The following is a 26,965-nucleotide window of genomic DNA, read 5'->3' as shown; positions in this document are numbered from 1 at the left end:
ATGTCTCCCTGCCTCCGGACCCACTCCCGTGCGAACAGGTCCGGCCTGCGTCGCGGCTATGTACCCGCACTCGCACTTTCAGGGACAACAATATGAGTGGTTACGGTTTTCTTTTCAGTATTCTTTTGCTGGTGCTGGCAAGCGCCTTCTTTTCCGCCTCCGAAATCTCGCTGACGGCAGCCAAGCGCACCAAACTTCAAGTGCTCATGGAAAAGGGCGACGAGCAGGCGGTCAAAGTGCTCGCCCTCAAAGAGCAGCCGGGCAATTTCTTCACCGTCGTGCAGATCGGCGTGAACGCGGTCGCCGTGCTTGGCGGTGTGCTCGGCGAGAGCTTCCTCACCGGCTATCTGTTCGAATGGCTCTCGCCATTCACCGATCAGGCGCTGGCGCTGCGGCTGGCGGGCATCGGCTCGTTCCTGTTCATCACGATTGCCTTCATCCAGTTCGCCGATCTGATTCCCAAGCGCCTCGCCATGGTCAATCCCGAGCGCGTCGCCATGACCATCATCGATCCGATGCTGCTTTGCCTGAAGATCCTGCGGCCGCTCGTCTATCTCTTCAATGGTGTGGCGAACCTGTTTCTGCGCATGTTCAAGCTGCCGACGCATGCCATCGACAACATCACGTCCGAAGACATCGCCGCGATGGTGGGGGCAGGTGCGCAGGCCGGCGTACTACGCAAGCAGGAACTGCATCTGATCGAGAACGTGTTCGAGCTCGAATCGCGCACCGTCGGCTCGGTGATGACGTTCCGTGACGACGTGGTGTACTTCACCATCGCGGAGGACGAGCGCAGCATCCGCCAGAAGATCACGGAAAGCCCGCACTCGAAGTACCTCGTATGTCGCGACGAGATCGACAACGTGCTCGGCTACGTCGACTCGAAGGATCTGCTCCAGCGTATCGCGAGCGAAGACCTGTCGAGCGTGATCCGCAATCTGGATCGCCTCTACGCGAAAAAGCTGCTGGTGATTCCGGACACGCTCAACCTGTCCGAAGCACTGGCGCGCTTCAAGGAAACCCGTGAAGGCTTCGCCGTCATCATCAACGAATACGGTCTGGTGGTTGGCGTAGTGACGCTCAACGACATCGTTGGCGCACTCATGGGCGATGTCGTGCACCCCGCCGACGAAGATCAGATCGTGCAGCGCGACGAGCACTCGTGGCTCGTTGACGGTGTCACGTCGGTCGAAGACGTGAAAAAGGCGCTCGATATCGACGAACTGCCAGGCGAAGGCGAGTTCGAGACCATCGCGGGGTTCATGATCTATCAGCTCAAGCGCATCCCCAAGAAATCGGAAGCCACCGAAGCCGCCGGATACAAGTTCGAAGTGGTCGATATCGACAACTACAAGATCGACCAGTTGCTCGTCACGCGTGTTGGCGCCGTCGCCGAAGCGGCCCTCGCCGCGGCGAAGCAGGCCGCGAATCCTTCGGCTAACGAGGTTTCGTAGCCAGCACTTCCGTCAGGCGGTCGGTCAAGCCCCCATCGCGCTGCGTCGGTCGCGCGATGGCCGAGGCAATCACTGGCCAAGGCGCAAACAACCACGCCTGACGCCTTGCGCGTGTCACGCCCGTGTAGATCAGTTCTCGCGACAGCACACGGCTTGCCTGCTCGGGCAACACAATGGCGACACGCTCGAACTCCGAGCCTTGCGACTTGTGGATCGTCATGGCAAACGCGGTTTCGTGCGCAGGCAGGCTGGCCGGTGAATAGAGGCGGTAGCCGCCATCCGGTATCGCAAACGCTACTCGCAACGTCCCCGAGGGCCCGAGCGGCAGCGCGATCCCAATGTCGCCATTAAAGAGATTCAGCGCGTATTCGTTCTGCGTAATCAGCACCGGACGCCCCGCAAACCACGCCCCGCCGCCAGCGCCGAGCGCCACGCCGGCACGACGCGCCAATAGCGCCGTCAGTTGCGCCCCGAGGAACTCGACGCCCCGCCGCCCGCCTCGTGTGGCGCACAACACGCGAAACCGCCCGAACGCGTTGAATACCGGCTGCGCGACCATCGCAATATCAGCCGTCGTAGCCGCCGCCGGATCGCCCAGTTGTTCGATCGTCGCGACGGCTTGCGCGAGCGCTTCGAGATAATCGCCGTAACCGTCGGCCAGCGCGTTCAGATTGGGCTGCGACAACTGGATACCACCGTCCTGACTGAGCAGCACCCGGTCTACAGCGGCGGACTCCTGCGCCCCGGCCTCAACCGGCGGCGCAACTCCCACACTTCCAAACTCGCTTTCTGCGACGGTGAGCTCCTTGCGTGCCTCGATGACCTTGCCTGTCTTGATCGCGGTAGCCAATCGGCCAATCGCAGAATGCGCACCGAAGCGATAGGTACGCTCCAACCAGATGACGGTGTCTTCCAGCCCGCGAGCGGCACCGACGTGCGCAGCGGCAGCGCTGCCGCCATTCAACGACGTACCGGCACCGAGCGCCAGCGGCCCGGCATCAGGCAGATCATCGGCGGGCCACGTCAGCGCGGACAGGAGTCGCGCCCGCATCGCCGGGGAAAACGCACGCTGCGCGCTGAGTTCCCCAAACACCGCACCGGCCTCCACGGCCGCCAACTGGTCCTTGTCCCCCAACAGGATCAGACGCGCGCCGTCAGGCACCGCTTCGAGCAATTGCGTCGCCATGGACAAATCGATCATCGACGCTTCGTCCACCACGATCAGATCGTAGGGCAGCGGGTTCCCAGCGTGATGACGAAAGCGCCGCCCGACCTGCTCGGCGGATTCGGGGAGGACGCCCAGCAACCGGTGCAACGTCACGGCCGCTTCCGGCAGGGCCAGACGCACCGTCTCCGGCAAATCGTGCCGCGCCGTCAACGCCTCCTGCATGCGCTGCGCCGCCTTGCCCGTTGGCGCCGCGAGAGCGACGCGCAAGTTGGCGTCGCGTTCGAGCAGGCACGCGAGCAGACCCACCACCGTCGTGGTCTTGCCCGTGCCCGGTCCGCCGCTGAGAACGACCAGTGAGCGCTCAAGCGCCAGCGCCGCCGCCGCCATCTGCCAGTTCGGTTCGCGTTGAGCGTCGCTCGAAAGGAGGACGCCGTCACCGAAGTAACGCCGCAGACGTTCGCGGTCCGCCACCGTGATACCCGCTTGCGACGTGCCCTCGGTCATCAAGAGCTTGCGCCCGAGCGCCGCCGCGAGACGCGCCTCATAGCTGTAATAGCGCGACAGATAGAGGCGGTCGCGATCATCGAGCAACAGTGGGAAGGCGTCGGCTTGCGCGTAAGCCTGTGCGTCGCCCAGCGCGCGAGAGAGGCTGGCCGGCGCACACAAGCCGCTTGCGAAGAGCGCGTCGCGCCAGACGGACAATGCCGGCGCATCGCCCGGGAACAACTCGCCGCTGGCCTGCACATCCAGCAGATTAACGAGCGGCACACAAACGTGACCTTCCGACGTGGCCAGACTGACTTCGAGCGCCGCACGCCGAACATAGCGACATGTGACGTCGTCCGCGCCGTTCCCGCGGGCGAGTAGCTCCATGCGCCGCGCGAAACCCTGCGCCAGACGCACGACACCGCTGTCGGCCAAGAGCGCGCCGGACGCGTCGCCCATATGACGTCGATCGCTCATGCGCCCTCCCCGCCTGCATCCGCCGCACCGCCACGCCCATCGAGCGAAAGCGCTTCGGCCAGCGCGGCGTTTTCGCCTGCGGCAAACAATCCGTCGAGCGCATCGACCATCTCACGCGACGGTTTGTCGAAGAAGACACCCGGCACATCGTCACCGGCCAGATGGGCACTCGCCCAGTCGGGACGCACCCCCCGCACAAAGAGATAGAGACTGCCGCCCATGTCGCGGTCGTAATCGTAGTCAGGTAAGCGACGCTGCAAATAGCGATGCAACGCCAGTGTGTAGAGCAGATATTGCAAGTGGTAGCCGTGCTCGGCCATCGCCTCGCGCAAACCGTCAGCCCCGTAATTCTCCGGCGCGGTGCCGAGGTAGTTCGATTTCCAGTCGAGAATCCACCACTGCCCGCTATGGCGGAACACCAGATCGATGAAGCCCTTGAGGTAGCCACGCAGCACTGTGGCGTCGAGTGGCAGATCCGGATAGCCGAACTGACGCAGCAGACCGCGCAATGCGTCCAGCGACACGGCGTCCGCTGGATAGGTGAACTCCATTTCGGTGAGACGCTCCCCCAGCCCGACATCGACCAGATGCAGACCGGGGCGCAGTGGTGTGGCGAGCGTGTCGGCCAACATGTTCGTCATCATGGCGCGCCAGGTATCGTTTTGCTCGGCCCCACGCCCCGGCGGACGCTCTCGCAACGCCCGCGAAACGGCATGCGGCCATTGTGCGCGCGACTGGAAGTCCGCCAGTTCGAAGACCCGGTGCAGACTCTCACCGGCGGCCGGCCCCCGCGGGAAACGCAGAATGTCGTCGGCGGGCGGCCAGGCGTCGTCACCATCCGGTGGCAGTGCAAACGTCGGCCCGGCGTTGGCCTGCGCGTCGTAATCGGGACGCGTACGCTCGGGCGCACTCAACTGGCCGCCCCCCAACTGCGGCCCGGCATGCATGCCCGCCAGCAACCCCGAGAAGCTGCCGATACGCCAGGCCTCGCGCAGCGCCCGCGTACTCGCGCGCGTGGTGATTTCGGGCGGCACGTCGTGAACGACGCGCGTGTCGTTATCGAGCGCGTCGCCCACCGGCAGCGGCACCACGTCGAGCGGCCCGCCGACGAGCGCCTTCCACGCTGTGCGGATGCTTTCCACCCGCTCGTCGGCATCGATCGTCGACGCAATCCATGCATCGAACGTCGTGCCCTGTCCGGCAGCGAGCCAGTTGAGCATGCCGCCGCATGCCTCTTTCACGCTCCGACGCGACGAATAGATGCCCGCGGCCAGATAGCAGCGATACACCGCGCGCGTGAGCGCGACGTAAAGCAATCGCGCTTGCTCCGCCGACTGCTCCTGACGCAGTGCTGCAGCCGCCGCAGAGCCCTTGCCCGCCGCATCGGTAAAGTCGATGACTGCCGTGGGGCCGTCGTGGTATTCGAGACCATCGAGACTGCCGCCGTCGCGCACCGCGCCGTCCCAGAGGAACGGACAGAACACCACGCCGTACTCAAGCCCCTTAGACTTGTGAACGGTCACGATCTGCACCAGGTTCTGATCCGACTCGAGACGCAACTGCGCCTCCTCGCCCCCGCTGGCGTTGCGTTGCGACGCCAGCCAGCGCAACAGCGCGGGCATGCCGGGCTGCTCGGCCCAACGCGCTTGCGCCAGTTCGGCCAGATGCATGAAGTTCGTCAGACGCCGCTCGCCGCCGGACTGTGCGACCAGCCGAGCCGCCAGTCCCAACTCGCGCATGAGCGTGCGCCACATCGCCGAGAAGCCCCGGTCGGTCCACAACTGACGATAACGTTGCAGGCGCTCAATCCACGCAATCGCTTCTGCATCGGACGCTTCGCTCGTCTGCATGCGATACAGCGCCGTGGCGTCGAGCCCGAACAGTTCCGTCGCGAGCGCCGCACGCAGCGCGCGTACGTCCCCCGGCGCTTCCACGGCACGGAGTACGCGTAGCAGCGTTTCCGCTTCCTCACTCCCAAACACCGAGTCCTGCGTCAGTTCGACACTTCCCACGGCATGCTCGGCGAGCACCGCTTTCATCAGTGCGCCCTGACGGTGCGTCTGTACGATCACGGCGATATCGCCCGGTGCCAGCGGCCGGTCGCCAACGAGCACGTCGCCGCGCGACGCCCCCGCCAGCAAGCGCGCCACCTCGGCGGCTGTCGCCCGTGCACAGGCTTGCTGCGCTTCGTCCTTCGACAGCGGTTCATCGGTGTCGGGCAGCCACCAGACGGTGAAGTCCGCGACTTCACATACATCCGACAACGGGGGGCGACGACGTGCCCCCGGTCGCACCGGCGGATAGTCGAGCCCTTCGAGCACGAATGCCCGGCCGTTGGCACCGAACAATCGATTCCCCGCTTCGATAATGGCCGGTGTCGAGCGCTGATTGACGGCGAGCGTGTACGCCGCGTCCGCGTTCTCTCGCGCCGCCAGATAGGTGTGCAGATCCGCCGCGCGGAAGCTGTAGATGGCCTGCTTCGGGTCGCCGACCATGAACATCGGCCCGCGCCCGTCGTCTGTCGCCATCGCGGACGTCGCTGACGTAGCCGCGCGCTGACCATACACCGCGTTGAAGATCGCGAATTGCAGCGGGTCGGTATCCTGAAACTCGTCGATCAGCGCGCAGGGATATCGCTCGCGCAAAGCCTGCGCCAGATCGGGATGCTGACGCAGCGCCCGCGCGATGTTGCCAAGCAGATCGTCGAAGGACACCACGCGCAATTCGCGCTTGCGAAGCGCCAGTTGGTCGGGGGCCTCCATCAGCCAATCGCGCAGAATCCGCAGCCACTGCAAGCCGTAGCGTTCTTCGGCATCGGCCCGCGAGCGAACCAGAACATCGGCCATCTCGAAGAACCGGTGATCCGGCGGCGTCTCGCCCTTTTTGATGTCCTTGGCGAGACGCGTCGTCGTGAGCAATTCCGCCTTCGGGTTCAACAACGCGCCTGCATCGCGTGCCCTCAGATAGCGCTGCCATGCCGACACGGCCTGCGGCAGCGACGTCTCGTTATAGATGTTCCTCTTGAACGATGGCAGTGCAGCGCGCATGAGGTCGGCAATCACCGACGCCTCGGCCTCCCAGCACTCGCATGCCGCTGCATAGGTCGCGAGCAGGGCGGGGTCCGGTGACGATTGCGCATCGCTTTGCACAGCTTGCGGCCAGCGCAGTTCGGACATCGGCTTCTTCAGACGGCGCGCCAGTTGATCCGTGAGCGTCCCCGGCGAGCGCTTGCGATCGACGAGCCATGCGGCAAAACTGTCGTCCTGCGCCGCGAGCGGTTCCACTACGCGCCGCCAGAACTCCACCGCCAGATCGTGACGCACACCGTTGTCGTCCGGCACCAGTTCGTAGGCGAAGGGCAATCCGGCCGCAAACGGCACCTCGGCGAGTGCCCGCTGGCAGAAGCCGTGAATGGTGTGAATCGACGCCTGATCGAAGCCCCGCAACGCCCTTTGCAGGCATTCGCGAATGTTCTTCGGGGTCATGTCGCCACGTTCGACCAACCCGGCAATCATCACGTTGAACAGCGGATCGTCGCTGGCATCGGGGTCGAAGTCAGAGAAATCGTCGCCGTCGGGACTCTCGCCCTCTTCCCCCTCCTCGCCGAAGACTGGCGCCATCGCAGCCACCAAACCCGCCAGACGCCCGCGAATCCGCTCGCGCAGCTCCGCCGTCGCGGCGTTGGTAAAGGTCACGACGAGAATCTGCTCGACGGTCAGTTGCTTTTCTAGCAGCAATCGTACGTAGAGCGCGCAGATATTCCAGGTCTTGCCCGTACCGGCCGAGGCTTCGATCAGGCAAACGCCGTCGAGATCGCAGTCGAAGACGTCGAGGTCGATGAGCTGAGTCATGCGCCCTCCACGATTTCAAGGTGCTGCACCATCGGACCGAACATCGTGTTCGCCAACAAATCGAACGGCGCCGCGAGCGGATCTTCCACGCCGCGCCAGATCAGTTTGGTATAGGGATCGTCTGCGTCGCCACGCGCGAACGCCGAGCCCTGCCACGCGCTTTGCGCGTCCGCAGGCTTGCCGGTGCTGGCGAGCTTCCACGCGCTTCGCACGAAGAACGGTAACGGTCGGGTCTGCCCGAGGCGGTATAACGCCACCCATTGCGCCAGCACCGCCGCCGCGTCGTCCACCGCACGCAACGCAAACGTCTCGTCTTCGCCGTACCAGAGCGTTCTGGCCGCCACGTCGAGTCCGGCATGCTCAGGCTGCTGAAGATGCGCACAGAGCGCCAGATGCGCCAGCCACGCGGCCAGAAGATCGCTCGGGCGCATGCTGCCGTAGCGGTACATCACCAGCCCATGGCGCGACACCGGTGCAAGACGCCCTTGCAACAGGCACTCGGCCGACAACGTGGCATCGCCGTGCCATGCGGCGTCCGTCGACTCGCGCCATGCCGGCGGCAGCACAGGCTTCAAAGGCAGCGTCACCCGCAGCTCCTGCGCTCCCTCGGCCTGCGCCTCTCTCACTTGCGTCGCCAGTGCGCGTAGTCCCCCCAATTCCCGTCGACGCCAGACAGCTCCCGTCGCCCCCCCCGGCAACTCATGACTCACGTTCGCGATACGCTCGATGGCCTCCGCATGCGCGCGCACATCGTGCCCCTCGTCGCGAAGCAAGCGCGGCAAAAGTCGCGCCGCGAGCGCATCGCGTCCGGCCCAATCGAGCACGAACGGCTCTTCGTCCTCGACCTCCGTGAGCATTTCGCCAAGCGAAAGCCCCAACCGGTCACGCGCCCACGCCCGGCCCGGGTGACGCCAGAAGCGCAGCAGATCGTCGAGTGTCAAATGCGTTTGTGCGACCGCGGGCAACGGCTCGCGCACAAAAGGAACGGCAGCAGCTTCAGGCACGGGAGACGCCAGTTGTTCGGCCAATTGCTGTGCAGCCTCTGCGTTGGATACGTCATAGCTGTACAGCGATGCGTCGTGCCCATCGAAATACGCCGGCGAAAACGGTTGCAGCGGATGCAGCACCACAAGCCTTTTCCGGGCTTCGCCTTGTTCCTCGAGAGTGAAGCCTCGCGACATCGGGGCAAGCAGTTGGCCGGTGAAATCGAGCAGTTCATCCACGGCAGTCGACGGCGGCAACGGGGCGTTGTCGCGCACGCTGCGCCCCGTGTAGGTCATCAGGAAGCGGTCCTGAGCGCTCAACATCAGGTCGAGGAAAAGGTTGCGTTCGTCGTCACGACGCTGGCGATCGCCACGTTGCGGCAGCGCGCGCATCAGGTCAAACTCGTCGGCACGCACGCGCCCCGGCAGCACACCGTCGTCCATGCCGATCATGCACACCACGCGGTAGGGCAAGAGACGCAAGCTCGGAATCGCCGCGAACGTCACCCGTCCAGACGGCACCCCGCCACGCGTTGGATCGTCCAGCGCGTTGGCCAACACCCGCGCCACCACTTCCACCGGCACCAGCACTTCAGGTGCGCCATCGGCGATGGCCGAGCCGACCTGCTCGATGGCCATGCGCACTTCAGCGACATCGTCGGCAAAACGGGGCTCGTCGGAGAAGAATTGTTCCAGCATCGCCAGCAACTGATCGCGCCAAGCAAGGCCCGTGCGCTCGGTCAGCAACGCCACCGCCGTCATATCGAGATCGTCGATCAGGCGAGCCAGTTGCCCGAGCAACTCGGCACGCCCGCCCTCAATTCCGCCGACGGGCAGCCAATCGTCCACCGGCATGGCGTCGTCGGGCAAGGCATAACCGAGGAACAGCCGCATCATCGCGTCGCCCAGCGTGTGCCGCTCCAGTGCGGGAGCGACGTCCCCGGCGTCCCGGTCGGCCTTCGGGGTGTCGAGCCGCAGCAAGGCGTCTCCTCGCCAGCCACGACGTGCGCCCGCCGCATGCAACCAGTTCTGAATCGCATCGAGTACATTGCCGCCGAGGTCGTAGCGCTGTGCCACCGCCTCCGTTCGTGCCAGTTCCACCAGACTCGACGCCGCCACGCGCTGCTGAGGCAGCGCCAGAATCGAGGCGAATGCGCGCGCGACCGGATTGGTGCGCGTTGGCGGCAAGCCCGTCACCAGATAGGGAATACGCGGCGTTGCCGTGCCGAATACGGCGTCGATGAGCGGTGCGGCCCGTCCGAGGTCCGGCACGGTAATCAGCACATCGTCAGGTCGTAAATCGGGAATCTCGTCGAAGCAGGCCAGCAACCGGTCGTGCAGGACTTCGATCTGACGCGCCAGACTGTGGCATACGTGCACTTGCACCGACCCGTCGGCATCCACGCCGTCAGGGGCACCGTGACGTCCGTCGTCCAGCGAAAGAATGCCGTTCTGCAACGTAGCGAGCAGTGTCGACGCGGTGTTCGGCTGAAATAGCGCCCGATCCTCTACCGCTTGCGGCGCGAGGTCCGCGTACAGGGCATCGATGTGCGATTGCGTCTGTCGTCCCCATTCGGCCAGCAACGGATGTCCCACCTCCCGATGCGCTGCACCGTCGCGCCGGGTCAGGTACGACAAGCGCGAGGGCGGCACGATGTCGAACCAATAGCTTTCGCAGGGATTGAGGACGTAAAGGTGGACGTCGATCAGGCGGGACATCGCCTTGAGCAGCGCCATCGAGAGCGGCGGCATCGACGAGAGCGCGAACACCGACACGCGCGAGGGCCATCCGGCGGGCACAGTATCGGGTGTCAGTTGCTCGATCCGGTCGATAGCCCGCAGCGTCGGATGACGCTCGCGAATCCCCAGATGCGCCAGTACCTGACGCCACAACGCGCTTTGCCACGCCTCGTCGGCACGCTGGACATCCCCCCAACTCGCCGTCGAGTCCGTCGTCGCTGGCCCACCCGGCACGATCAACTCCCCCGATTGCCAGCGTTCGAGCCAGTTCGGCCGGTACGTCAGGTACTGATCGTAGATATGCGCCAGACGCTCGGCCAGCTCGAAGCGCATGACATCGTCCGCCCCCGCCAGATAGCCCGCCAGACGCGGTGACGCCTCCACCCAAGGTTGGGCGAGACATTGATACAGCGGCCAGACGAGGCGGTCCGGCGCGAACGGCGAACTCTCGGGCACGGTGAGAAGCTTGCCCGCCATGTCCCATAACCACTGCGCAAGATAGGTCAGACGGACGTTCGCACACACGCCGAAGACATCCGCATAGTCCAGTTCGAGCCGGCGGCGCACCGCCACACTTGGCACGACGATCGTTTCGGTCTCAAAGGGATTGATCGCCCCCCCCGACGCGCCGGGCGCCTGGGCGATATCTCGCAACAGGGCGGCTTCGAGCGTGGTGAACCGGTTGGAAAAGAATAGATGGAGCATGCGGGCGTGGCGGCTTAGCGAGTCTGTTCGCAAGCATAACAAATGCCCAATGCCAAAGCCCATCGGGCAGATCCGAAAAACTGCCCCGTCTTGAGTGACAGTTGCACGTGGCGGCCCTCTGCGCCCCGACCGCGCGGCGCGCGTAACCGGCGGTATCCCCACTTCGCGGCACGCGGGGCTTGGGCTAGACTCTCACTGCGCCGCGCCCCACCCCAGCGCGCGGCCGGCTTTGCCGCGGAACCCTCGCACCCGACGCATGGACTATCAGACCAATATCAAGAAGTTCCTATATAGCCATTACTTCTTCAGTGGCACCCGGCAGGCCGTCGGGGTCATCCTGCCCGCTCTCGTCCTGTTTTGGGGGTTAGATCAGCATCTGCTCGGCATCGAAGTCGCTTCGGGCGCCCTGTGCGCGAGCGTGGTGGACATCAACGGGCCGCTGCGTCACAAGCATACGGAGCTGCTCAGTTGCACGCTGCTCGGCGCCCTGACGGTTCTGATTACCGGCATGGCGACGGCCGCGCAGCCGTGGCAGCTCTGGATCACCTCGCTCATCCTGACGTTCGGCCTGTCGATGCTCGTGGTCTATGGCTTTCGCGCGTCGCTCGTGAGCTTCGCCTGCCTGATGATGATGGTGCTCAACGTCGAGGCCGACCTCACGCGTCATCAGGCAGTGCTCGACGCGGGTGCGGTGCTCGCGGGCGGGCTCTGGTACACCTATTTCAGCCTGATCGTGTGCCGCCTCTGGTGGTTTCGCATCGAGCAGCAGACGCTTGCCGAGTGCTTTTTCGTGACCTCCGAATATCTGGAGGCCAAGGCGGCTTTCTACGATACGTCGACCGATATCGACGACTGCTACCGGCGCCTGATCGCCGCGCAGGTCAACGTCGTGGAAAAGCAGCAGGCGGCGCGCGAGATCATCTTGCGCAATCTGCCACGGCTGCGCACCGGCTCGCTGGAGCCGCGCCGCACAATGCTGTTCAACCTGTTCATCAATATCGTCGACCTGCACGAGACGGTGGTGTCCGTGCATACCGACTATCCGATGTTGCGCCGCGAGTTCGCCAGCAACGACGTGCTCGTGTTCTTCCGCGACATGATTCGCAAGATCGCCGTCGAGGTGGATGCGATCGGGTACGCCATCGCGACCAACGAGCCGTCGCGGGCGCAGCGCAGTTGGCGCGCGGAGTTCCGGGCCATTGAGTACGAGATCGAGTTGATGCGCAAGCAGTCGCTTCCTCAGCGCGCGCCCGAGGCGTATCAGGCCCTGACGAACACCTTCCGTCGCGTGTGGAGCACCACGCGTATCGTGGAGCGCATGCATCGCAACACGGATCTGTCGACCTCGGGCACCGCCACGGAGGTGCAGATCGATCAGGCGCTCTTGCGCTTCACGTCGAGACAGAGCTTTTCTCCGAAACTGCTCTGGAAGAATCTGACTTTTTCGTCGCCGAGCTTTCGTCACGCATTACGGGTCACGATTGCTATCTCGGCCGGATTGCTGATCTGCGAGAACTGGTCGCTGCTCGCCGGACAGGACCACAGCTACTGGGTGCTGCTCACGATCATCGTGATTCTGAAGCCGGGCTTCAGCCTCACCAAGCAGAAGAACGCGCAGCGTCTGACCGGCACGCTCGTCGGCTGCGTGAGCGTGCTGGTGATTCTGTCTTTCGTGCACAAGTCGTGGGTGCTGCTCGCGCTGATGTTCCTCTGCATGGTCATGGGCAACAGCCTGTCGCTGTTCAACTACGGGCTGTCGGTTGTTTTCATGTCGTCGTACGTGCTGCTGCTGTTCCACTTCCTGCTGCCCGGATCGCTCTCGGTGATCGGTGAGCGCGCCATCGACACGCTGATCGGCTCGGCCATCGCACTGGTGTGCTCGTATCTGTTCCCGTACTGGGAGTACCGTCTGATGGGGCCGTTGATCCGCAACGCGGTGCAGTCGACACGCACTTACCTGGAGTCGAGCGTCGGTCTCGACGGCAAGCGCGACGACCTCGCGTATCGCCTGGCGCGCAAGGACATGCATATCGCCTTCGGGAATTTCGGCGCTGCCTTCCGGCGGATGATGCTCGAACCGAAGTCCAAGCAGGTCGCGGTGGCGGAGCTCAACGATTTGCTGGTGCAGAACCACGTGATGGCGTCGTACATCACGGGCATGTCGGATGTGTTGCCGCGCCAGATCGCGGCAGACAAGAGCGGTGAGTTGGGACAAGTGGTCGCCGCGATCAGCGACCTGCTCTCACAGGCGGTCGCGGCGCCGGCGGCGTCGGTGCCGACGGACACGCAGGCCGCAACCGAGGCGATGCGCGATTACACGCGGCGACTCGACGCGTTGGTCGTCGCCCAGGAGCAGCAACCCGACGCCGCCGACGCCCACGTGCAGGAAATCAAACAGGTCGTGCACCAACTCAAGCAAATGCTGCGTGCAGGCGAGTTGATTCTGCGCGACATGCGGGCGATTCGTCTGCCGGCCTGAGCTTCGCTCCACGCCCCCGGCGCACCCCGCGCCGGGATACGTCGAGACAGGCCAAGCCATGCCAACACGACACAGCAAGCCACCCTCAAACACGCCGTACGGGCCTCACCCCGCACGTCAGGTGATCCCCGTGCGCGTGGCGTAGTGATAGAGATCGACGTCACGATCCAGCCCGAGCTTGCGCATGGCGTTGGTCTTCTGTGAGCTAACGGTCTTGACGCTGCGACTGAGTTGAAAAGCGATCTCGCTGATGGTCAGCCCCGAGACGAACAGCCGCACCACTTCGACTTCGCGCCCCGAGAGCTTCGACGCATCGATCTCCGTGTCGTCCACGACCGAATCGTGCAGACGCGTCGCCAACCCCGCAGGAATGTAGCGGCTGCCATCCGCCACCACGCACACGATGTCGGCAATCGAACTCTGCTCGTCGAGTTTCGAGAGAATCGAATGCACGCCGAGCTTGAGCATGCCCCGCAGAATCGCGAGATTTTCGAGCATCGTCACCACGATGATCTTGATGTTCGGGAAATACCGCCGTACGTAGCCGATGAGAAAGAGCCCGTCCTTGAAGTTGCCCCCCGGCATCGAAAAGTCGGTCACGAGAATGTCGCATGGCGACTTGGCCAGCAAATTCACGAGCTCTGACGAATTTCCCGCTTCGCCGACCAGATGGATCATTTCCCGCTCTTCGAGCAGACGTCGTATTCCAAACCGCACAATCGGATGGTCATCCGCGACCACGACATTGATCGTCATCCTTGCCCCCTCCCCATATTCGTCATTTGGCAGACCGTCATAACCGCGCCGGGCGCGCGGTGCTTCGTGCCGGCCGTTGCATCGAAGCGAGTCCATTCTGGCAAAAAGGAATCATGCCGACCGGCTAGGAAACGTCACATTGTCGACGCACGCGGGTGCGCTTGCCACGCAGTGAGGTCAATACACGAGAGGCCCGCATACTGCCCGATAGAGAGGTGACTGCCGTCTAACTGCTTGAAGCGACTCGCATGGAGATGAAATTGCACAGACGCACGACAACGTAGTCTGTGCTACTCGCGTCACTGGCATTCGGAAGATTCGCAGCGCGGGTTTCCGGCATTCCGATTGTGAAGTTCGGAATTACCTTAAACACCAGCGCTGGATTTGGTGATCGGCTCGTCGTGAGCGTCGGAAAATGCGTAGTTAATCTTGTGCAGCGACACCCGACGCCTTGCCAGCGTCCGCCGCAGCTGCCACAGTCCCCGCTACCGCACCGTCCTGCGAAGGCAGCCCGTGCCAGCCGCCGCCCAGCGCGGTGACGAGCAGTACGTTTGCCGTGAACTGGCGGCCGAGGATCGTTAGCGCCGTACGCTCCGTGGCGTACGCCGTTGCCTGCGCCGTCAGCACGTTCTGGAATGCGACCGTGCCCGCCTTGTACTGATTGAGGATGAGTTGCGCGGCTTCGCGCGACGACTGCACGGCCTGATTCTGCACCGCAGCCTCACGTCCCAGATAGTTCAGTGCGGCGAGGTTGTCTTCGACCGCCTGGAACGCGGTAAGCACGGTCTGACGATAGGTCGCGACCTGCGCGTCATACGCAGCGATGGCCGCATCGGTCTGCGCGCGACGCAGGCCGCCGTCGAAAAGCGTAGCCGCCAGCGCCGGGCCAACGGACCAGAAGCGGCTCGGCAGCGTCAGCCAGTCGGCAAAGGTGTTGCTCTGGAAGCCGCCTGTCGCCGAGAGCGAAAGCGTCGGGAAGAACGCGGCTTTCGCCACGCCGATCTTCGCGTTCGCAGCCACCACCGAACGCTCCGCCGCCGCGATATCGGGGCGGCGCTCCAGCAATTGCGACGGCAGACTCACTGGCACCGGCGGCAGCGCAGCGCGCAACGGCGAAGGCGTCAACGAGAACGTGGCCGGCGCCTTGCCGACGAGCAACGCAATCGCGTGCTCCAGTTGCGCGCGCGTCACTTCGATGTCGATGGCCGACGCCTGCGCCTGTTGCAACTGCGTTTGCGCCTGAATCACGTCCGAGCGCTGCGCCACGCCAACAGCGTACTGGTTCTGCGTCAGTTTGAGCGTCTGTTCGTATGCGGCAACGGTGCGATCGAGCAACGCTTTCTGCGCATCCGTCACCCGCAGGTCGAAGTAGTTCTGCGCGAGCAACGCCTGCGCCGACAGACGGGCATTCGCCAGATCCGCCGCGCTCGCCTCGGCACTCGCATTGCCGGCTTCCACCGAGCGACGCACGCTGCCCCAGATATCGGGCTCCCAACTGGCCGTGCCCGACAGGCTGTAGCTGTTCGAAATGCCGCCCACGCCCGAACCGCTGATCGCCGTGTTGCTCACGCGCGAGCTGCTGCGTGTCACGCCGGCGTCAGCGCCAATCGTCGGGAAGAAGGCCGAACGGGCCTGCGACGCCACCGCCAGCGCCTGACGGTAGTTGGCCTCGGCCACCTTGATGTTCTGATTGTTGACGTCGACCTGCGTCATCAGGTCGGAGAGCACCGGGTCCTGGTAAATCGACCACCACTCGCCTTTGGACACCGCGTCGCTCGGCTCGGCCAGCTTCCAGTCGCCGGTTTCCTTGAACGCAGCAGGCGTATCGATTTCGGGGCGCACATAATCGGGCCCCACCGCACAGCCCGCGAGCCACAGCACGGCGCTCACCGCAAGAAACGTCGCCGTGCGACGCACGCGCGGCGACATCCTCACGTCGCGCCCTTGCGCCAGTGCAGTGGGCGCAGAGGAACGGACGGTGCGGGCTTGACGATTCAGGGTACGGGACATGGTGCGCATCGGCCCATCGGCCGGGACAAGAGTTTCGGATGACAAGGACGGCGCGACGAACGAACCGGATGCAAGGGCAGACCGCAATGACCGTGATGAGCGCGACGAAGGCGATGAAGGTGACGACAGGCCAACCGCACGACGCACCCGACGAATGGCATCAGCCATGCCCCACCTCCCCGATGTCGCGACGACCGGACTGACCGCGTGCACGCCAACGCGCCCAACGCAGACGCAAACGATCGAGATACAGATACACGACCGGTGTCGTATAGAGCGTGAGCACCTGACTCACGAGCAGGCCGCCCACGATGGAAATCCCCAGCGGCTGACGCAACTCAGCGCCATCGCCGGTGCCCAGCGCGAGCGGGATGGCGCCGAGCATGGCGGCCATCGTCGTCATCATGATCGGACGGAAACGCAGCACGCACGCCTGGAAAATCGCTTCACGCGGCGGCAGGTTCTGACGCCGCTCCGCGTCCAGCGCGAAGTCGATCATCATGATCGCGTTCTTCTTCACGATACCGATCAGCAAGATCACCCCGATCAACGCGATGATGCTGAACTCGGTATTGAAGAGCAGCAACGCCAGCAGCGCCCCGACGCCCGCCGAGGGCAGCGTCGACAGAATCGTCAGCGGGTGAATGTAGCTCTCGTAGAGCACACCGAGCACGATATACACCGTCAGCAGCGCCGTCAGAATCAGAATCGGCTGCGACGACAGCGCCGACTGGAACGCTTGCGCGGTCCCCTGGAAGCTGCCCTGCACCGACGTCGGCATGCCCAGCCGGCCGACCGCATCGTTGATTGACACCTGCGCCTCGGAGAGCGACACCCCCGGCGGGAGGTTGAACGAAATCGTACTCGCGGCGAACTGTCCCTGATGCGAGACGCCCAGCGCCGTATTCGTCGGACGATAGCGCGAGAACGCGGAGAGCGGCACCTGCGCGCCCGCCGACGTCACCACGTAAATATCCTTGAGCGACTCCGGGCTCTGCCACCATTGCGGCGCCACTTCCATCACGACCTTGTACTGATTGAGCGGGTTGTAGATGGTCGAGACCTGACGTTGCCCGAACGCGTCGTTGAGCACGTTGTCGATCTGGCTCATCGTCAGCCCCAGGCGCGCGGCCTGATCGCGGTCCACGTCGAGCGTTGTCTGCAAGCCCTTGTCCTGCTGATCGGTGTTGACGTCCACGAGATTGGGCAGCCGCGAGATCGCGTTGCGCACCTTCGGTTCCCACTCGCGCAGTTGCTGAAGATCGTCTGCTTGCAGCGTGTACTGATACTGCGCGTTGCTCGATCGCCCGCCCACGCGAATGTCCTGCACCGATTGCAGGTAGAGCATGGCGCCCGGCTCCTTCGCCAGCTTGCCGCGCAGACGCGCAATCACCTGATCCGCCGAAATCTTGCGCTCGCCCAACGGTTTGAGCGTGACGAACATCGAGCCGCCGTTGCGGTTCGAGCCACCGGTGAAGCCGGTCACCGTCGCCACATCCGGATCGGCCTGCACGATCTTGATAAAGTCCGCGAGCTTCTTCTCCATCGCCTGGAACGAGATCGCCTGATCGGCCTGAATGAAGCCGATCATTCGCCCGGTGTCCTGCTGCGGGAAGAAGCCCTTCGGCACCACGGTGTAGAGCCACACGTTCAGACAGACCGTGGCAAACAGGATCAGCAGCATCAACGGCCCGTGACGCAGCGCCCACGCCAGCGAACGCTCGTACTCGCGCAGCATCGCGTCGAACACGCGCTCGGTCCAGTCGCCCATGCGTGTCCAGATGGACGGCCGCTTCGGCGGCTCCGGGGCGAGCGGCGCGGTGCCGGCGGGCACGCCCGGCGCGGCTTTGCCCTTGAGCAGCCGTGCGCACATCATAGGCGTCGTCGTGAGCGAGACGACCAGCGAGACCATGATGGCTGCCGAGAGCGTGACCGCGAATTCGCGGAACAGACGCCCGACAATGCCGCCCATGAGTAACAGCGGGATGAACACCGCCACCAGCGAAATACTCATCGAGAGCACCGTGAAACCGACCTCGCGCGTGCCCTTGAGCGCCGCCGCGAACGGACTCAGCCCCGCTTCGATATGACGGGAGATGTTCTCCAGCACCACGATGGCGTCGTCAACCACGAAGCCCGTGGCGATGGTGAGCGCCATGAGCGACAGGTTATCGAGACTGAAGCCGCACAGATACATCACCCCGAACGTGCCGATCAGCGAGACGGGCACCGCCACGCTCGGGATCAGCGTTGCGCGCCAGTTCCTCAGGAAGATGAACACGACCATGATCACCAGCCCAATCGAGATCAGCAGCGTGTGCTCGACCTCTTTGAGTGATGCGCGGATCGTGGGCGTGCGGTCCATCACCACGTCGAGATTGATCGCCGCCGGGATCGAGGCGCGCAGATTCGGCAGGATTTTATTGATGCCGTCGACCGTCTGGATGATGTTCGCGCCGGGCTGGGTCGTGATGATCAGCAACACCGACGGCTTGCCGTTGGCCGACCCCGCGTTGCGCAGATCCTGCACCGAATCGACCACGTCCGCGATATCGGACAGGCGCACCGGGCGGCCGTCCTGATAGGTGACGATGACCGGCAGATACTCCCTGGCCGTCTTCGCCTGATCGTTGGCGAGAATCTGCCAGCGGCGATCGCCGTCTTCGAGCGCGCCCTTCGGACGGTTCGCATTGACCGACTGAATCGCCGTGCGCACCGTCTCCAGCGGAATCTGATACTTGTTGAGCGCCGTCGGATTGAGTTCGACGCGTACCGCCGGCAGCGAGCTGCCGCCCACGGTCACGTCGCCCACGCCTTCGAGCTGCGAGATCTTCTGCGCGAGGATGGTCGACGCCGCGTCGTACATCTGCCCGCGCGTCATGCTCTCGGACGTCAGCGCAATGATCATCACCGGCGCGCTGGCCGGGTTCACCTTGCGATAGGTCGGATTGCTCGGCAGCCCCGTAGGCAGCAGACTGCGTGCTGCGTTGATGGCAGCCTGCACGTCGCGCGCCGCGCCGTTGATGTCACGCGAGAGGTCGAATTGCAGGGTGACGCGGGTCGAACCCAGCGAGCTGCTCGACGTCATTTCCGTCACACCCGCAATGCGCCCGAGCGTGCGCTCCAGCGGCGTGGCCACGCTGGCGGCCATCGTCTCCGGGCTCGCGCCGGGCAGCGATGCCGACACGGAGATCGTCGGAAAGTCGACCTGCGGCAGCGGCGAGACAGGCAGCAGCCCGAACGCGACGATGCCCGCCAGCGTCACTCCGATGGTGAGCAGAACGGTCGCGACCGAGCGCTTGATGAAGACGGCCGACAGGTTCATCGCGCCGGGCCGTCCGTAGTGGCCGGGCCCGTGTGTCCCGTGTGTCCCGTGTTGCCGCCGCCCGGACCGCCGTGGTCGTCATGCTCACCGTGCCCCGCGTCGTCCGGCGGTCCGAAATGCCGCGCGCGCCAGGTGCGCGCGCGCAGCGCCAAGCGGTCGAACCACAGATAGATCACCGGCGTGGTAAAGAGGGTAAGCACCTGACTGACCATCAGACCGCCGACCATCGTGATACCAAGCGGCTGACGCAACTCGGACCCGACGCCCGAGCCGAGCATCAGCGGCAATGCGCCCAGCACCGCGGCCATCGTCGTCATCAGAATCGGACGGAATCGCAGCAAACACGCCTGATAGATCGCCTCGCGCGGCGCCATGCCGTGCTCGCGCTCCGCTTCCAGCGCGAAGTCGATCATCATGATGGCGTTCTTCTTCACGATACCGATTAACAAGATGATGCCGATGATCGCGATGATGCTGATGTCGTTGCCCGAGACCATGAGCGCGAGCAGCGCGCCCACGCCTGCCGAGGGCAGCGTCGACAGAATCGTGATCGGATGAATGTAGCTCTCGTAGAGCACGCCCAGCACGATGTACATCGTGACGACCGCAGCAAGAATCAGCCACAGCGTGTTGGAGAGCGACGCCTGGAAGGCCTGTGCCGCGCCCTGGAAGGTCGTTTGCGTGCTCACCGGCAAGCCGATGGCCTGTTCGGCCTCGGTGATCGCCTTCACGGCGTCGCCGAGCGAGGCGCCCTTGGCGAGGTTGAACGAGATCGTGGCGGCCGGGAACTGCGCCTGATGGTTGATCGCCAGCGGCGTGGGCTTTTCCACGATCGTTGCAAACGACGAAAGCGGCACTTGCACGCCCGAAGTCGAGGCGACGTAGATGCCCTTGAGGGCGTCCGGTCCGCGCTGGTAATCGTCGGCCACTTCCAGCACCACGCGGTACTGCGACGCCTGCGTATAGATCGTCGAAATCAGCCGCTGGCCAAAGGCGCTGTAAAGCGTCTGATCGACGGCGGCCGGCGTGACACCGAGCCGGCTCGCCGTATCGCGGTCGATGTCCACATACGCTTGCAAGCCGTTGACTTGCAGGTCGCTCGTTACGTCCGCCAACAGCGGCACGTGCTGGAGTTTGTCCACGAGCTTCGGCACCCAGAGGCCCAAGGTGTCCAGACTCGGGTCCTGCAACGTAAATTGATATTGTGTGCGGCTGATGCGGTCTTCAATCGTCAGATCCTGCACCGGCTGCATGTACAGCGCGATACCGGGCACTTTCGCCACCTCCGGCTGAATGCGGCGGATGACTTCCGAAGCGTCGAGGCCGCGCTCGCCCTTGTCCTTGAGGTTGATGAGCAGACGCCCGCTGTTGAGCGTGGCGTTCACACCGTCCACACCGATGAACGACGACACCGACTCGACCGCCGGATCTTTCAGCACCGCCGCGACCAGCGCCTGCTGACGCTCGCCCATCGCCGCGAACGAGATCGACTGCGGCGCTTCGGAAATGCCCTGAATCACGCCCGTGTCCTGCACCGGGAAGAAGCCCTTGGGCACCCACAGGTACAGCAGCACCGTGAGGACCAGCGTGCCGAGTGCGACGAACAGCGTCGCCACCTGGCGATCGAGCACCCACGTGAGCCACTCGCCGTATTTCGCGATGATGCGATCGAACATCTCGCCGGTCTTGCGGTAGAACTTGCCCTGCTTTTCTTCCGGCACGTGACGCAGCAGCTTGGCGCACATCATCGGTGTCAGTGTGAGCGAGACCACCGCCGATATCAGGATCGACACCGCCAGCGTGATCGCGAACTCGCGGAACAGCCGGCCCACCACATCGCCCATGAAGAGCAACGGAATCAGCACGGCAATCAGCGAGAACGTGAGCGAAATGATCGTGAAGCCGATTTGCTCCGCGCCCTTGAGCGCCGCCTGCAACGGTTTCTCGCCCTGCTCCATATAGCGGGCAATGTTCTCGATCATCACGATGGCGTCGTCGACCACGAAGCCCGTCGCGATGGTGAGCGCCATAAGCGTCAGGTTATTGATCGAGAAGCCCGCGAGGTACATCACCCCGAAGGTGCCGACCAGCGACAGCGGCACGGCCACGCTCGGGATGATGGTGGCCGAGACGTTGCGCAGGAACAGGAAGATCACCATCACCACGAGGGCAACAGCGAGAATGAGTTCGAACTGCACGTCGGAGACCGACGCGCGAATCGTCGTGGTACGGTCGGTGAGCAGCTTGACGTCGATACTGCCAGGCAGCGCCGCCTGCAACTGCGGCAGCAGCGCCTTGACCCGGTTGACCGTCTCGATCACGTTCGCGCCCGGCTGACGCTGCACGTTCACCACGATCGCCGGCGTGGTGTCGGCCCAGGCGGCGAGCTTGGTGTTCTCGGCGCCGTCGATCACGTCGGCAATGTCGGACAGACGGATCGGGCCGCCATTCTTGTAGGCGATAACGAGATTGCGGTATTCGTCGGCGGATGCCAACTGGTCGTTGGCGTCGATGGTGGAGGCACGCAGCGGACCGTCGAAACTGCCCTTCGCCTGATTGACGTTGGCCGCCGCGATGGACGTGCGCACGTCTTCGATATTCAGCCCATACGACGTGATCGCGCGCGGATTGACCTGAATGCGCACGGCCGGACGCTGTCCGCCCGAAATGCTCACCAGACCGATGCCCGGCAACTGCGAGATCTTCTGCGCCACACGCGTGTCGACGAGATCCTCCAGCTTGGGCAGCGGCATGGTCTTCGACATGATCGCCAGCGTCAAAATCGGTGTGTCCGCCGGGTTGACCTTGTTGTAGATCGGCGGCATCGGCAAATCGCTCGGCAGCAGGTTGCTGGCGCTGTTGATGGCGGCCTGCACTTCCTGCTCGGCAACGTCGAGCCCGAGATCGAGCGAGAACTGCAACGTAATCACCGACGCGCCGCCCGAACTGGTCGACGACATCTGGTTCAGGCCCGGCATCTGACCGAACTGACGCTCCAGCGGCGCCGTCACCGACGAGGTCATCACATCCGGACTTGCGCCCGGATAGAGCGTGACCACCTGAATGGTCGGATAGTCGACTTCGGGCAGTGCCGAGAGCGGCAACAGCCGGTAGGCGACGAAACCGGCAAGCAGGATCGCCAGCATCAGCAACGATGTGGCGACGGGTCGGAGAATAAACGGGCGGGACGGATTCATTGGCTACGTTGAAGGGCGTCTCTTGGGGAGCGTAGGCAAAACGGATACGGAACGACGGGGATGCGCGAGCCTGACATCGTCAGCTCGCGCCGTCTCCCCTTATTGCGCCTGACGACGATGTCCGCCGCCATTACCGCCATTACCGCCATTGCGCTTATCGCCAGGCGCACGCGGCGCGACGGCTGCCGCACGGCTCTCGGCGGTGATCACTTCGACCTTCGCGCCGTCACGCAGCTTGTCCATGCCGTCGATCACGAGCTTCTCGCCCGGCACGATGCCCGATTCCACCGCCACGTTGGTGCCATCGGTCGGCCCGAGCTTCACGGTCTTGAGCTTGACGGTCTGGTCCGGCTGCACGGCGTAGACGAAGCTGCCCTGCGTGCCGCGCTGCACCGCCGCGCTCGGAATGATCGTCGCGCCCTTGAGCGTGTCCACCAGCATCTTCACGTTGACGAACTGGTTCGGGAAGAGCATGCCGTCGGCGTTGGCAAACTCGGCCTTGAGCTTGACGGTGCCCGTCGTCGTATCGATCTGGTTGTCGATGGAGGCGAGCTTGCCCGTCGCCAGCTGGGTCTTGCCCGCGCGGTCGAAGGCTTCGACGCTCAGCGTCTCGCCGCCACGCGTGCGTTTGACGACCTTCGGCAGGTTGTCTTCGGGAATCGTGTAGACGACGGTGATCGGCGTGACTTCGTTGATGATGACGATACCGTTGGTGTCCGAAGCGTGGATGATGTTGCCCGGATCGACCTGACGCAGGCCTGCGAGGCCCGCAACCGGCGCCGTTACGCTCGCATAGGTCAATTGCAGGCGCGCATTGTCGAGCTGGCCCTGATCGGACTTGACCGTGCCTTCGTACTGCTTGACGAGGGCGCGCTGGGTGTCGACGGTCTGCGTGGCAATCGAATCCTGCTTGAGCAGCGTCTCGTAGCGGGCCAGATCGAGCTGGGCGTTCTTGAGCAGCGCCTGATCGCGCGCCAACTGGCCTTCCATCTGTGTGACCTGCACCTGGAACGGACGCGGATCGATCTCGGCGAGCAACTGCCCGGCCTTGACGATGTCGCCTTCCTTGAAATGCACGTTCATCAACTGGCCGTCCACCCGCGAATGCACGGTGACGCTGCGCGTCGGCGTGACAGTGCCCAGCCCGCTGAGGAAGACCGGCAGATCGCCGGTCTTCGCTTCGACGGCGGTCACCGGCGTGGCAGGCGCACCGGCACCGGCCATGCCGCCCGGCGGGCCGCCGCGGCGTCCGCCCGCCTGCACCGGTCCCTGGGCGTTTTGCGAATGCAACCGATAGTAGACACCCCCGGCGATGAGCACGACGATCAGCCCGATCACGCCGGGCACGAGCCAGCGGCGCTTGCGCGAAGCCGCGGGTGACACCGGGGGGGCCGGCGGTACGGACGGTGCAGGCGAACGCTCAGAACCGTTCGGTTTTTCGGGACCGTGGGGACCGTGCTCGGTCATGACTTCCTCATAACAGCGGGGTGAATGGCGAATTCGCCCAAACAAGGCGACGTACTTTTCTTATCGGATTGCTGCATCGCAGCAATTCGTTCAGGCGCCCCGTAGCAGCGGCACACGCCTGATTTGGCTGATCAGCATAGCAGACGGTTGTAACAGCTCGACGCGGGCGCGCGTTTCGGCAGCTTTCCCCGCGTGGATCGTCGGACATTGCCGACGCTGGTGAAAGACCGGCCACACGGGCGATGGTTCGCGCAGGGCTCGCCTTTGCGCCTGTCGCCCCTTGCATTGCGAGGCCGTGCATTGCCTTGCCGCAGCACGCTTGCGATGCCAGATGTGCGACTGGGTGTGCGTATTGATCGTCTGAATATCGCCGGAGAGTTGCGAATCAGGTGATCTGATTAAGAGACCGAAGCTTACGTGACGGAAACGAAATTCGTGCGTAATCGAAGCTCGCTCTATTATTACGCATCGTTACAGGCGACCAAGACTGTAATTTCCGGAAACAAAACACGTGCAAAGCCGCGCAGCGAGGCCACTATCATGACGACACAACCTGTCCGAACGAATATGAAGATTCTTGTTGTCGACGACGATCCCGATCTGCGTGACCTGCTGCGCGAGTATTTGAGCCGCCACGGCTTCTCCGTCGCAGTGATGCACGACGGCGAAGGGCTGGCCGCCCGCCTCGAGCGCGAGCGCCCCGCCCTGATCGTGCTCGACCTGATGATGCCCAAGGTCGACGGCCTGACCGCGCTGCGCGACCTGCGCGCGCGCAACGACGATGTGCCGGTGATCCTGCTCACGGCACGCAGCGACGAGATCGACCGTATCGTCGGGCTGGAAATCGGCGCCGACGACTATCTCGGCAAGCCGTTCAGCCCACGCGAGCTGCTCGCCCGCATCAATGCCGTGCTGCGCCGTCGCAAGACGCCCGACGCGGCGGTGCCCGAGCAACGCGAGAATTACGCGTTCGGCCCGTTCATGCTCGATTTCCGCAGCCGCACGCTCACTCGCGACGCGCAGTTGCTCACGCTCTCGGACGGCGAATACGGTTTGCTGCGCCTGCTGGTGAATCACGCCATGCAGGTGCTCTCGCGAGAACGCATCATCGAATTGCTCTACGGCGCCGACAGCGACGTCAACGACCGCGGCATCGACGTACAGATCTGGCGCCTGCGCCGTCTGCTCGACGAAGACGCGCAGAGCCCGCGCTTTATCCAGACCGTGCGCGGGCGTGGTTACATCTTCGTTCCCGACGGCCAGCGCGCCGATATGGCCACCGGTTGATGTCCCGGTCCCATACGGGCGGCACATGCAAAACGTGCCCAACGCGTAACAAGCGTGGCTTTGCCGTCGTCCTGTTCGAAGATGCCATCTCCCGGTCTGACAAGGACTCCGGCATGCAGCCGATATTGTTTTCATTGCCCCTGGCGCCCGACATGCGGAGCATTGCATGAAAGGCCGTTTCGACACACTGTTCGGCCGGCTCGCGGTGCTCATCATCGCGGCGCTGGTGATCAGCCATTTCTCGTATCTCACGATCCTTCGCAGCGATCACGACGAGACGCGCGTGCAGAATGCCGCCGAGCAGATGGCATTCATCATCAAGGCGGCATCCGAAGTCCATGAGGGCAATTCCACGCTGACGCTGCCCGATCTCGTGCAGGTCGTGCCCGTCTCGTTCGCGCACGGCGACGTTTTCGAGCCCGCCACCACGAGCGCCCGTCTGACGACGGAACTCGCCCGGCGCCTGCCCGCAGGCACGCAATTGCGGGTGGAGCGCACGCCGCCGCCGCGCATCTGGGCGCGCCTGCCGGGCCGCGACTACTGGATCGCCACGCCGGTGCTGTCAGTGCGTAATCCGCCAGGATCGGCGACGATTCTGCCGGGCCTTGCCGCCGTTCTCGGGATTACCGTCATCTTTGCGCTGTTCGCGGCGTGGCAGTTGCAGCGTCCCGTGCGCGATATGGCGGCGGCCGCCGAGCAACTCGCGACCCACCGCGTGCGAACGCAGGTCAAGGAACGCGGCCCGCTGGAATTGCGTCAGTTGACCGAGCGTTTCAATCGCATGAGTCACGACATCGTGCAGACCGACCGGGAGCGCAATACCATGCTCGCCGGCATTGCGCACGATCTGAAAACGCCGCTCGCGCGCCTGCGTCTGCGCGCAGAGATGCTCGACGACGTGCAGATGAGCGAAGGCATCACGCGCGACGCGGAATCGATGACCCGCATCGTCGACCAGTTCCTGCTGTTTGCACGGGGCGTCGAGGTGGACAGCGCGGCCTCGCCGGTAGAGGCGCGTATTCCGTCGCTGATCGCGCCGTTCCTCGATCAGGGCTACGCCATCGAACTGGATTTGCAGGCCGGCCCCGGCTTCAAGTTGCGGCAAACGTATCTCGAACGCATCGTGAACAACCTGCTCGATAACGCCGTGACGTATGGTCGCGCACCGCTGGCGATTCGCACCTCCCAGGACGCCAGCGGCTGGCGTCTCGTGATCGAAGACAGCGGCCCAGGCATTCCCAACGAAGATATCAATCGCATCGTGCGGCCGTTCGTTCGTCTCGATCCGGCACGTGGCGGCAATGCGCATTGCGGCTTGGGGCTTGCCATCGTCGACAAGCTCACCCAGCAGTTGGGCGGGCGCGTCTCGTTCAGCAACCGCGCCTCCGGCGGCCTGCAAGTCACGTTGATGTTCCCGCCGGACGATCCGGGCGCGGAATAACTGGAGCGCCAAAGAGCCGAGGCGCCGAATCAGCGGAATTCGACGCGAATTCCGCTCGCCAGCTCCACTTGCGAACGTGGCTCAATCTGGCGCTTGCGTTTCACGCGGCGCCCGCGTGAATTCCCGGGCAATGAAAAAA

12 protein-coding genes are annotated in these 26,965 nt (G+C 64.1%); 4 read left to right on the top strand and 8 right to left on the bottom strand.

The features are described 5' to 3' along the window. Nucleotides 1-92: 92 nt before the first annotated feature. Nucleotides 93-1,454, top strand: a complete 1,362-nt coding sequence (locus tag ACIPHM_RS11865; protein WP_400328025.1) for a hemolysin family protein — start codon at nt 93-95, stop codon at nt 1,452-1,454. Here ACIPHM_RS11865 and recD read toward each other — a convergent pair. Genes recD through recC form a run of 3 tightly spaced genes read right to left on the bottom strand, consistent with a single transcriptional unit; the run spans nt 1,438 to nt 10,864 of the window. Continuing rightward, nucleotides 1,438-3,585, bottom strand: a complete 2,148-nt coding sequence (gene recD, locus ACIPHM_RS11860; protein WP_400328024.1) for an exodeoxyribonuclease V subunit alpha — start codon at nt 3,583-3,585, stop codon at nt 1,438-1,440. The two genes, ACIPHM_RS11865 and recD, sit on opposite strands and share 17 nt — an antisense overlap. Further along, nucleotides 3,582-7,436, bottom strand: a complete 3,855-nt coding sequence (gene recB / locus ACIPHM_RS11855; RefSeq protein ID WP_400328022.1) for an exodeoxyribonuclease V subunit beta — start codon at nt 7,434-7,436, stop codon at nt 3,582-3,584. Before recB ends, recD begins: the two co-directional genes overlap by 4 nt. Further along, on the bottom strand, nt 7,433-10,864 hold the full coding sequence (gene recC / locus ACIPHM_RS11850) for an exodeoxyribonuclease V subunit gamma (protein ID WP_400328020.1): 3,432 nt from the start codon (nt 10,862-10,864) through the stop codon (nt 7,433-7,435). The genes recB and recC overlap by 4 nt, the downstream gene beginning before the upstream one ends. 256 nt (nt 10,865-11,120) lie before the next feature. Between recC and ACIPHM_RS11845 the strand changes: the two genes are divergently transcribed. Then, complete coding sequence (locus ACIPHM_RS11845; protein WP_400328018.1) at nt 11,121-13,343, top strand: FUSC family membrane protein; 2,223 nt, start codon at nt 11,121-11,123, stop codon at nt 13,341-13,343. 117 nt (nt 13,344-13,460) lie between these two features. Here the strand turns inward: ACIPHM_RS11845 and ACIPHM_RS11840 are convergent, their stop codons facing one another. From ACIPHM_RS11840 to ACIPHM_RS11820, 5 genes are all read right to left on the bottom strand, one after another. Further along, the gene (locus tag ACIPHM_RS11840; protein WP_400328016.1) at nt 13,461-14,099 is read right to left on the bottom strand and encodes a response regulator; all 639 of its coding nucleotides are present in this window, start codon (nt 14,097-14,099) and stop codon (nt 13,461-13,463) included. A gap of 423 nt (nt 14,100-14,522) precedes the next feature. Continuing rightward, nucleotides 14,523-16,028, bottom strand: coding sequence for an efflux transporter outer membrane subunit (locus ACIPHM_RS11835; RefSeq protein WP_400328258.1), 1,506 nt, complete (start codon nt 16,026-16,028; stop codon nt 14,523-14,525). A 241-nt stretch (nt 16,029-16,269) separates the two neighbouring features. Next, nucleotides 16,270-19,434 carry a multidrug efflux RND transporter permease subunit gene (locus ACIPHM_RS11830; protein ID WP_400328014.1) on the bottom strand — a complete coding sequence of 1,055 codons (3,165 nt, stop codon included), beginning with the start codon at nt 19,432-19,434 and terminating at the stop codon, nt 16,270-16,272. Then, the gene (locus ACIPHM_RS11825; RefSeq protein WP_400328012.1) at nt 19,431-22,631 is read right to left on the bottom strand and encodes an MdtB/MuxB family multidrug efflux RND transporter permease subunit; all 3,201 of its coding nucleotides are present in this window, start codon (nt 22,629-22,631) and stop codon (nt 19,431-19,433) included. The genes ACIPHM_RS11830 and ACIPHM_RS11825 overlap by 4 nt, the downstream gene beginning before the upstream one ends. A 99-nt stretch (nt 22,632-22,730) precedes the next feature. Then, nucleotides 22,731-24,098, bottom strand: a complete 1,368-nt coding sequence (locus tag ACIPHM_RS11820; protein ID WP_400328010.1) for an MdtA/MuxA family multidrug efflux RND transporter periplasmic adaptor subunit — start codon at nt 24,096-24,098, stop codon at nt 22,731-22,733. Between the two features lie 567 nt (nt 24,099-24,665). Between ACIPHM_RS11820 and ACIPHM_RS11815 the strand changes: the two genes are divergently transcribed. After that, nucleotides 24,666-25,385, top strand: a complete 720-nt coding sequence (locus ACIPHM_RS11815; RefSeq protein WP_353191278.1) for a response regulator — start codon at nt 24,666-24,668, stop codon at nt 25,383-25,385. A gap of 166 nt (nt 25,386-25,551) precedes the next feature. Then, on the top strand, nt 25,552-26,826 hold the full coding sequence (locus ACIPHM_RS11810) for an ATP-binding protein (RefSeq protein ID WP_400328008.1): 1,275 nt from the start codon (nt 25,552-25,554) through the stop codon (nt 26,824-26,826). The last annotated feature ends 139 nt before the right edge of the window (nt 26,827-26,965 follow it).

The organism is Pandoraea sp. NPDC087047, from assembly GCF_044745225.1.
Lineage (GTDB): Bacteria > Pseudomonadota > Gammaproteobacteria > Burkholderiales > Burkholderiaceae > Pandoraea.
Note: the sequence above shows the minus strand (reverse complement) of the source record. Positions and strands in the feature narration are given on the sequence as shown.

Coding starts and splice junctions, on each gene's coding strand:
- ACIPHM_RS11865 (WP_400328025.1), top strand. CDS start 93: ATGAGTGGTTACGGTTTTCTTTTCAGTATTCTTTTGCTGGTGCTGGCA.
- ACIPHM_RS11815 (WP_353191278.1), top strand. CDS start 24,666: ATGAAGATTCTTGTTGTCGACGACGATCCCGATCTGCGTGACCTGCTG.
- ACIPHM_RS11820 (WP_400328010.1), bottom strand. CDS start 24,098: ATGACCGAGCACGGTCCCCACGGTCCCGAAAAACCGAACGGTTCTGAG.
- ACIPHM_RS11825 (WP_400328012.1), bottom strand. CDS start 22,631: ATGAATCCGTCCCGCCCGTTTATTCTCCGACCCGTCGCCACATCGTTG.
- ACIPHM_RS11810 (WP_400328008.1), top strand. CDS start 25,552: ATGAAAGGCCGTTTCGACACACTGTTCGGCCGGCTCGCGGTGCTCATC.
- recD (WP_400328024.1), bottom strand. CDS start 3,585: ATGAGCGATCGACGTCATATGGGCGACGCGTCCGGCGCGCTCTTGGCC.
- recC (WP_400328020.1), bottom strand. CDS start 10,864: ATGCTCCATCTATTCTTTTCCAACCGGTTCACCACGCTCGAAGCCGCC.
- ACIPHM_RS11840 (WP_400328016.1), bottom strand. CDS start 14,099: ATGACGATCAATGTCGTGGTCGCGGATGACCATCCGATTGTGCGGTTT.
- ACIPHM_RS11845 (WP_400328018.1), top strand. CDS start 11,121: ATGGACTATCAGACCAATATCAAGAAGTTCCTATATAGCCATTACTTC.
- ACIPHM_RS11830 (WP_400328014.1), bottom strand. CDS start 19,434: ATGAACCTGTCGGCCGTCTTCATCAAGCGCTCGGTCGCGACCGTTCTG.
- recB (WP_400328022.1), bottom strand. CDS start 7,436: ATGACTCAGCTCATCGACCTCGACGTCTTCGACTGCGATCTCGACGGC.
- ACIPHM_RS11835 (WP_400328258.1), bottom strand. CDS start 16,028: ATGTCGCCGCGCGTGCGTCGCACGGCGACGTTTCTTGCGGTGAGCGCC.